This window comes from Pseudomonas sp. GW822-FHT07A10 (genome assembly GCF_058798795.1).
In genome coordinates this window covers 295,504-302,968 of the sequence record NZ_JBXAKV010000006.1, presented here as the reverse complement: position 1 = coordinate 302,968, position 7,465 = coordinate 295,504, and the positions used below count along the sequence as shown (strand labels likewise).

At 60.9% G+C, this 7,465-nt stretch carries 7 protein-coding genes and 1 tRNA gene; all 8 read right to left on the bottom strand.

Going from position 1 to position 7,465, the window contains the following annotated elements:
- Nucleotides 1-2: 2 nt before the first annotated feature.
- A tRNA-Val gene (locus AC1RL4_RS13515) sits at nucleotides 3-75 on the bottom strand.
- Between the two features lie 152 nt (nucleotides 76-227).
- Nucleotides 228-1,004 carry an SDR family oxidoreductase gene (locus AC1RL4_RS13510; RefSeq protein WP_008007225.1) on the bottom strand — a complete coding sequence of 259 codons (777 nt, stop codon included), beginning with the start codon at nucleotides 1,002-1,004 and terminating at the stop codon, nucleotides 228-230.
- Nucleotides 1,001-2,212, bottom strand: coding sequence for an O-succinylhomoserine sulfhydrylase (locus AC1RL4_RS13505; RefSeq protein WP_018928087.1), 1,212 nt, complete (start codon nucleotides 2,210-2,212; stop codon nucleotides 1,001-1,003). Before AC1RL4_RS13505 ends, AC1RL4_RS13510 begins: the two co-directional genes overlap by 4 nt.
- A gap of 67 nt (nucleotides 2,213-2,279) precedes the next feature.
- Nucleotides 2,280-3,785 (bottom strand): amidophosphoribosyltransferase, encoded by a 1,506-nt coding sequence (purF, locus tag AC1RL4_RS13500; RefSeq protein WP_018928088.1) that lies wholly within the window; start codon nucleotides 3,783-3,785, stop codon nucleotides 2,280-2,282.
- Between the two features lie 41 nt (nucleotides 3,786-3,826).
- Nucleotides 3,827-4,387 carry a CvpA family protein gene (locus AC1RL4_RS13495; RefSeq protein ID WP_018928089.1) on the bottom strand — a complete coding sequence of 187 codons (561 nt, stop codon included), beginning with the start codon at nucleotides 4,385-4,387 and terminating at the stop codon, nucleotides 3,827-3,829.
- Between the two features lie 98 nt (nucleotides 4,388-4,485).
- A complete protein-coding gene (locus AC1RL4_RS13490; protein ID WP_019582125.1) occupies nucleotides 4,486-5,148 on the bottom strand; it encodes an SPOR domain-containing protein in 663 nt (220 codons plus the stop codon).
- A complete protein-coding gene (gene folC / locus AC1RL4_RS13485; RefSeq protein ID WP_230172729.1) occupies nucleotides 5,132-6,439 on the bottom strand; it encodes a bifunctional tetrahydrofolate synthase/dihydrofolate synthase in 1,308 nt (435 codons plus the stop codon). The genes AC1RL4_RS13490 and folC overlap by 17 nt, the downstream gene beginning before the upstream one ends.
- Complete coding sequence (gene accD, locus AC1RL4_RS13480) at nucleotides 6,436-7,356, bottom strand: acetyl-CoA carboxylase, carboxyltransferase subunit beta (RefSeq protein WP_007935172.1); 921 nt, start codon at nucleotides 7,354-7,356, stop codon at nucleotides 6,436-6,438. Before accD ends, folC begins: the two co-directional genes overlap by 4 nt.
- Nucleotides 7,357-7,465 lie beyond the last annotated feature (109 nt).

Sequence of the window (7,465 nt, the reverse complement as noted above, 5' to 3'; positions counted from 1 at the left end):
GGTGGGTGATGACGGGATCGAACCGCCGACATTCTGCTTGTAAGGCAGACGCTCTCCCAGCTGAGCTAATCACCCTTTGCATCTCTGAGGCCGCGAAATTTACGCAGGTACCGAAGCTAAGTCAATACCCCGCTTGAAGTTTTTCTGAAAAAAACAAAATCGTGTCATACGCAGTCAGACCGCTTTAGTCGGATCGCCGCCCGGAGCAAGCCCGCTCCCACACTGGGTTACTCGCTGTAAATCATCTTCTTGGTCATGCCACCATCGACCACAAACTCCTGGCCCGTGACGAAACCAGCGTTCTTCGACAGCAACCAGGCCACCATCGCAGCCACGTCTTCGACGGTCCCTACCCTGCCCGCCGGATGCTGCGCATGATCAGCGTCAGTCAGCGGTTCGGCGCGCCGTGCCGCTGGATCCCGTGCATCGATCCAGCCGGGACTGACCGCATTGACGCGAATCTCTGGCCCCAAACTGATGGCCAAGGCGTGAGTCAGGGCCAACAGGCCGCCCTTGCTCGCCGCATAAGCCTCTGTGTCGGGTTCCGACTGCGCGGCGCGGGTCGAGGCCAGGTTGACGATGGCGCCGCTGTGAGCGCGCAGGTACGGCGCACAGTGCTTGGCCAACAGCATCGGCCCACTGAGGTTCACCGCCAGCACCCGATTCCAGTAGGCCAGGTCGAGGCTTTCCAGGGTGATGTTGTGCGGATCGGCCACCGCCGCATTGCACACCAGCGCATCCAGACGCCCGAACTGCCCCAGCACCTCGGCCACACCCAGCGCCACCTGCGCTTCATTCGCGACGTCCATGGCGATGAACCAGGCGTTTTCGCCGAGCACCTTCGCCACTTTCGAACCACGCTCGCGATCCAGATCGGTCAACACCACCTGCCAGCCTTCGCTGATCAGCCAGGCCGCAATGCCCAGGCCAATGCCGCGCGCGGCACCGGTGACCAGCGCGACGCGGCCATGGGTACCCGTGGTCGGCGTCGACAACTCGATCACAAGGCAGCCAACCCGCGCGCCAGATCGGCTTGCAGGTCGGCCACGTCTTCCAGACCGACCGCAATGCGGATCAGGCTGTCACGGATCCCCGCAGCTTCACGCTCTTGCGGCGCCAGACGGCCATGAGAGGTGGTGCTCGGGTGCGTGATAGTGGTTTTGCTGTCGCCCAGGTTGGCGGTGATGGAGATCAGGCGAGTCGCATCGATAAAGCGCCAGGCGCCCTCTTTGCCGCCTTTGACCTCGAAACTCACGACCGCACCGAAACCCTTCTGCTGACGCTGGGCCAGTTCGTGCTGCGGATGGCTCTTGAGGCCGGCGTAATGGACTTTCTCGATGCCGTCCTGCTGCTCCAGCCACTCAGCCAGTTGCTGGGCATTAGCGCAATGCGCCTTCATGCGCAGGCTCAGCGTTTCCAGGCCCTTGAGGAAAATCCAGGCATTGAACGGACTCAGGGTCGGCCCGGCAGTGCGCAGGAAACCGACGACTTCTTTCATCTGCTCGCTGCGACCCGCCACGACACCGCCCATGCAACGACCCTGGCCGTCGATGAACTTGGTCGCCGAGTGCACGACAATGTCCGCGCCCAGCTTTAGTGGCTGCTGCAGTGCAGGCGTGCAGAAGCAGTTGTCGACCACCAGCATCGCGCCCTTGGCGTGAGCGATTTCCGACAGCGCGGTGATATCCACAAGCTCGGCCAGCGGGTTGGACGGCGACTCTACAAAGAGCAGTTTGGTGTTGGCCTTGATCGCCGCATCCCAGCCGGACAAGTCCGCCAGCGCTACGTAATCGACTTCGATGCCAAAGCGCTTGAAGTATTTCTCGAACAGACTGATGGTCGAGCCGAACACGCTTCGCGACACCAGCACGTGATCGCCGGCACTGCACAGGCTCATTACCACCGCCATGATCGCGGCCATGCCAGTCGCCGTAGCCACGGCTTGCTCGGCGCTTTCCAGCGCGGCAATGCGCTCTTCGAACGCGCGCACGGTCGGGTTGGTGTAGCGCGAGTAAACGTTACCCGGCACTTCACCGGCAAAGCGTGCAGCCGCGTCGGCGGCGGTACGGAATACGTAGCTGGAAGTGAAGAACATCGGATCACCGTGCTCGCCTTCCGGCGTGCGGTGCTGACCGGCACGTACGGCCAGGGTATCGAACGCTACGCCTTCGAGGTCGCTGTCCAGCCGACCGGCATCCCAATCCTGACTCATGCTGTCACTCCTTGCCTTGCTCTTTATTTAGTAGATACAAAACCGGCCCCTCAGGGCCGGTAGTTACTCAGTTGTTGTACAGATCAATGATCGCACTGACTGCCTGGGTCTTGACCTTGGAGGCATCGTTACGTGCCTGCTCGATCTTGTTCAGGTAAGCCTCGTCGACGTCGCCGGTGACGTAATGGCCGTCGAACACCGCGCAATCGAACTTGTCGATCTTGATCTTGCCGCCACCGACCGCTTCGATCAAGTCAGGCAGGTCTTGATAGATCAACCAGTCAGCACCGATCAGGTCGGCCACGTCCTGAGTCGAACGGTTGTGGGCGATCAGCTCGTGAGCGCTCGGCATGTCGATGCCGTAGACGTTCGGGTAACGCACGGCCGGGGCCGCCGAGCAGAAATAGACGTTTTTGGCGCCGGCTTCGCGAGCCATCTGGATGATCTGCTTGCAGGTGGTGCCGCGAACGATGGAGTCGTCCACCAGCATCACGTTCTTGCCGCGGAACTCCAGTTCGATGGCGTTGAGCTTCTGGCGTACGGATTTTTTCCGCGCAGCCTGACCCGGCATGATGAAGGTCCGACCGATGTAGCGGTTCTTCACGAAGCCTTCGCGGAACTTGACGCCCAAGTGGTTCGCCAGCTCCAGGGCCGCGGTGCGGCTGGTGTCCGGAATCGGGATGACCACGTCGATGTCGTGGTCCGGACGCTCGCGCAGGATCTTCTCGGCGAGCTTCTCGCCCATGCGCAGGCGGGCCTTGTAAACCGAAACGCCGTCGATGATCGAGTCCGGACGTGCCAGGTAGACGTGTTCGAAGATACACGGGGTCAGCGACGGGTTGGTCGCGCACTGACGGGTGTGCAGCTTGCCGTCTTCAGTAATGTAGACCGCTTCGCCGGGTGCCAGGTCGCGAATCAGGGTAAAACCGAGCACGTCCAGCGAAACGCTTTCGGAGGCGATCATGTACTCGACGCCTTCATCGGTGTGACGCTGACCGAAAACGATCGGGCGGATGCCGTGCGGATCGCGGAAACCGACGATGCCATAACCGGTCACCATCGCCACGACCGCGTAACCACCGACGCAACGGTTGTGCACGTCGGTGACGGCCGCGAACACGTCTTCTTCAGTCGGCTGCAACTTGCCACGCTGGGCCAGCTCGTGTGCGAACACGTTGAGCAGCACTTCCGAATCGGAGTTGGTGTTGACGTGGCGCAGGTCAGATTCGTAAATCTCCTTGGCCAATTGTTCAACGTTGGTCAGGTTACCGTTGTGCGCCAGGGTGATGCCGTACGGCGAGTTGACGTAAAACGGTTGAGCTTCGGCCGAGGTCGAGCTGCCCGCGGTCGGATAACGCACATGGCCAATGCCCATGTGGCCGACCAGGCGCTGCATGTGACGCTGATGGAACACGTCACGCACCAAGCCATTGTCCTTGCGCAGGAATAACCGGCCATCGTGGCTGGTCACGATACCGGCAGCGTCCTGGCCGCGGTGCTGGAGGACGGTTAGCGCGTCATACAGCGCCTGATTGACGTTCGACTTACCGACGATACCGACGATGCCACACATGCGACGCAACCCCTACTTAATGGATCTGAACTGAACACAACTCACTGAGGCGTTTTGGCCGTCGGCAAGAGGTGCTCCTTGAACGGAATATCAGCGGGTACGCTGATTCCGCTGGCAAGCCACTGACTGCTCCACCCGAGGATCAGGTTTTTGGACCAGTCTGCGACCAATAGAAATTTTGGCACGAGCTGTGACTCTTTCCACCACTCGTCCTGCTGTACCGGCCCCAGGCTCAACAGCCCGACCGCCACGACCACCAGCAACACGCCACGCGCCCCGCCGAAAGCCATGCCGAGGAATCGATCGGTCCCGGATAGCCCGGTGACGCGAACCAACTCGCCGATAAGATAATTGATCATTGCGCCTACGATTAAAGTGGCGACAAACATGATGGCACAGCCCGTGATCACACGCGCCGACGGCGTAGCAATATATCCGCCCAGGTACTCGGACAATGAACCACCGAACATCCAGGCAACGACTCCTGCGATGATCCAGGTCAGCAGCGAGAGTGCTTCCTTGACGAAGCCGCGGCTCAGACTGATCAAAGCGGAGATGGCGATGATTGCAACGATCGCCCAGTCAACCCAGGTAAATGGCACAGTGCAGCCTACAGACAGATGAGGCGGCGCATTTTAGCAGAGCCCATGGCTGTCGGTAAGCTGAGATTGTCAGTGCTTTTCAAATCGGGGCGATAGATTTAGCCGCGCTCAGGCTGGAAACGCACCACAAAACCCTTGAGGTTCTGCTGGCGACTCAACAAATCACGCAGACGATCGGCTTCCGCACGCTCGATCAGCGGCCCGACGAACACCCGATTTTTGCCATCGGAGGAACGGATATAGGCGTTATAGCCCTGGCTGCGCAGGGTTTTCTGCAGACTTTCAGCGCTCTCACGGCTCGCAAGGCTAGCCAGTTGCACCGACCAACTGACCGACAGGCCATTGGCATCGACGCGACTTGGAGTAGCGACCGGCTTGGTCGGTGCAACCGCGATTGGCTGGGCAGGTGCCGGCACAGGCTTGGCAACTGGCGCTGCTGGCGGCGCGACTGGTTTGACAGCCGGCGGCGCTGGCGCTACGGGAGCCGTTGGCGCAATCGGTGCCGACGGCGCTTGCTGCTCGGCAATTTCATCGTCGCTTGGCACAGGCTCTTGCGGCAATGCCTGCGGTTCAGGCACCGCGACCGGCTCGATCTGCACCTGCGGGATCGAGGGGGCATGCGGCGCGGCAGGCGCGTCGACCCTTACCTGGCGCTGTTCGTCCTGACGGGAAAACAGCATCGGCAAGAAAATCACCGCCAGCGCCACCAGCACCAGGGCACCGACCATGCGCTGCTTGTACGCCTTATCCAGCAAAGCCATTTGCCGCTTCCTCCGTGGAGTGCCGGGCCAGCCACTCAAGGGCCTCGGCGACACAATAAAATGATCCGAACAACAGAATCTCGTCGTCGCTCGTCGCCTGCGCGCACTGCCCTTCCAGGGCCGCGGCCACGCTGTCATAGGACGTAACCGAGGCGCCAAGGTTCTGCAACGCTGCGTGCAACTGAGCTACCGGCCGTGCCCGCGGCGAATCCAGCGGCGCGACGGCCCAATGCTGGACACTAGCATTCAATTCGCCGACAACACCATCCAGGTCCTTGTCCGCCAACAACCCGAACACCGCCAGACGCTTGCCGGCCGGCGGTCGACTGGCCAGACGCCGAGCCAGATACTCTGCCGCGTGAGGATTGTGCCCCACGTCCAGCAGCAGATTCAGACGTTTGCCCTGCCAGTCAAACTGCCGACGATCAAGACGACCGACGATCCGCGTTGCTTTCAACGCTTCAATAATCTGCGCATCCACCCAAGGCAAACCGAGCAGAAGGTAAGCCTGCAACGCCAGTGCGGCGTTTTCCATCGGAAGATCGAGCAATGGCAGATCGTGCAATTCGACCGCACGCCCTTGAGCATCAACGCCGCGCCATTGCCAGTTGTAATCGGTGATACCGAGGTCGAAATCGCGCCCACGCAGGAAAAACGGGCAATTGAGCTCGCGCGCCTTATCCAGCAGAGGTTGAGGAGGATTCAGATCGCCGCACAGTGCAGGAGCGCCCTGGCGGAAGATTCCGGCCTTTTCGAAAGCCACGGATTCGCGGGTATCACCCAGGTAATCCGCATGGTCGACACCAATGCTGGTGACGAGCGCGATATCGGCATCCACCACGTTGACCGTGTCCAGGCGCCCGCCCAAGCCAACTTCCAGCACCACTGCATCGAGACCGGCCTGTTGAAACAGCCAGAACGCCGCCAGGGTGCCCATTTCGAAGTAAGTCAGGGATGTTTCGCCGCGACCCGCCTCGACCGCGGCAAAGGCTTCGCACAGCTGCGCGTCAGTGGCTTCGACACCATTGACCTGCACCCGCTCGTTGTAACGCAGCAGGTGCGGAGAATTGTAGACACCCACGTTCAGGCCCTGCGACCGCAGCAATGAAGCCACGAATGCGCAGGTAGACCCTTTGCCGTTGGTGCCGGTGACCGTGATCACCCGAGGCGCCGGCTTGCCCAGCCCCATGCGGGACGCTACCTGTTGCGAACGCTCCAACCCCATGTCGATGGCCGAAGGATGCAACTGTTCAAGGTAGGCGAGCCACTCGCCAAGGGTGCGCTCGATCATAGGTTCGCAGGTACCGGTGGGACTACGATCGGCTCGACTGGTGCGGCGACGAATTTAGGTGTCGGCTTGCCGGTCAGTTGTGCCAGCAGGTTGCCCAGACGCGGACGCAGTTCCTGACGAGGGATGATCATGTCGATCGCGCCGTGCTCCAGCAGGAACTCGCTGCGCTGGAAGCCTTCCGGCAGTTTTTCGCGAACGGTTTGTTCGATCACGCGCGGGCCGGCGAAACCGATCAGGGCTTTCGGTTCACCGACGATCACGTCGCCGAGCATCGCCAGACTGGCGGAAACACCACCGTAGACCGGGTCGGTCAGCACCGAGATGAACGGAATGCCTTCTTCGCGCAGACGTGCCAGCACCGCGGAGGTCTTGGCCATTTGCATCAGGGAGATCAGCGCCTCCTGCATCCGTGCACCGCCGGAAGCGGAGAAGCAGATCATCGGGCAACGGTTTTCCAGGGCGTAGTTGGCGGCGCGCACAAAGCGCTCACCGACGATGGCACCCATCGAGCCACCCATGAAGGAGAATTCGAAAGCCGACACCACGACCGGCATGCCCAGCAAGGTGCCGCTCATGGAGATCAGTGCGTCTTTTTCGCCGGTCTGCTTTTGCGCAGCGGTCAGGCGATCCTTGTACTTCTTGCCGTCACGGAATTTCAGACGGTCAACCGGCTCCAGGTCCGCGCCCAGTTCGGCACGACCTTCAGCGTCGAGGAAGATGTCGATGCGCGCGCGTGCGCCGATACGCATGTGGTGGTTGCACTTGGGGCAAACGTCCAGGGTCTTTTCCAGCTCCGGACGATACAGCACCGCCTCGCAAGACGGGCATTTGTGCCACAGACCTTCAGGCACCGAGCTCTTCTTGACCTCGGAACGCATGATCGAAGGGATCAGTTTGTCTACTAACCAGTTGCTCATGCTTTCTTTCTCCAGTACCGGCGGCCCGAACGCTCTGGTTCGCAGCCCCGCGTATGCCCTTGAGCTAAATTCATATGTGTAGCGATGATCGATGGATTGCCGGGTCAGC